Genomic DNA, 1,158 nt, shown 5'->3' with positions numbered 1-1,158 from the left:
TGGATGCAATGCAGGAAAAGCTCCGAAGTCACCCGTTGAACTGGCAATGGCTAAATCGCCAGGTGCTCGAAAGCAGCTTCGAGCATCTATTTCATGCACTAAGGCCCCAGTTCGCGACCTCTTGCATGTCAGATCAAGCCGGGAATGCCGCCTCCTATCGTAGCGACGTTCCATCTCAACTGCAGACCAGACGAAGGATTTGGCTAACATCAAACCGCCGCTCCCGTAACGCGAACCTAACGACGCAGTTATGCCTCACCAGTGCACGCAGCGCCACCAAACCTCGGCCATCTAGCTAGGACTCGTCATGTCATTGGCCGCGCCGCTTCCTTGACAGCCTGGCCCGTGGTCGCCATTCCGGCGGCGTAGGCCGCTCCCGCGCCGAGAAGAAGGGCGCAGAAGCTTGCAAACATCGCATATGCGAAGTGCTTCCGGGCTGCATCAATTTGAGCGGGCGTTGCAGCTCTCGCTGTCGCGCCGACGGTTTCCTGTCCTGTATTGGTCGACCAGTACGCGACGCGCGTGCTGGCGGAATATGACGGGCCGACGAGGTTGCTGGCGATGCTGGTCGCCGAAGCGGGCAACATCGCCGCCGCACCGACCACCACAACGGTTGCTACTGCCCAGGCGGCCATCGCATGCCCGACCCGACCGAGGCCGGTCTGATCCGGCGAATTGGCTGCCGCAACGGCGCCACCTAGAAATGCGGCGATTATGCCTGAGACCGCCCACCACACGAATGTGGCCCAGCTGGCGCCGGCAGGTGCCGATGAAGCAGTGGGAATGTCGATCGCGAGCAGACCGATGCCGAACCCCAACATGGTCAGCAGGATCTGAACCACCAACGAAGTGAACACGCCGGCCAGTACGGCCGACCATGTCCAGCCAAAAAACACATTGGGAACGGAGCGTATAATCATGGCGAACTCCTCCAGTCACTTTTGTTCCGGTCCCAACGCGCGGTTAAATCGTCCGTTCCTGTTGCAGGAACCCCGGGGCGGCCTCTGGACTTGGTTGACCGGAGAAACAACAGGAGGATTGGCGCCATGACACTTGGCAGAGGCGCTTTATTGTGGCTGCTGGGGATTCCTCTCCCGGTGATCCTGCTGCTTGCGCTGTTCTGGCGTTAGCCAGCAATCGATCGGAGACGATGCCCAA

General features: G+C 60.1%; 1 protein-coding gene. It reads right to left on the bottom strand.

Annotated elements, in window-relative coordinates; all coding sequences use genetic code 11:
* Nucleotides 1-305: 305 nt before the first annotated feature.
* Nucleotides 306-920, bottom strand: a complete 615-nt coding sequence (locus IVA82_RS04095; protein WP_247391160.1) for a hypothetical protein — start codon at nucleotides 918-920, stop codon at nucleotides 306-308.
* Nucleotides 921-1,158 lie beyond the last annotated feature (238 nt).

Origin of the sequence: Bradyrhizobium sp. 142 (assembly GCF_023074015.1) — a bacterium.
In the GTDB taxonomy this organism is placed as follows: Bacteria; Pseudomonadota; Alphaproteobacteria; order Rhizobiales; family Xanthobacteraceae; genus Bradyrhizobium.
This window is presented reverse-complemented; position numbering and strand designations above follow the sequence as displayed.

Coding starts and splice junctions, on each gene's coding strand:
- IVA82_RS04095 (WP_247391160.1), bottom strand. CDS start 920: ATGATTATACGCTCCGTTCCCAATGTGTTTTTTGGCTGGACATGGTCG.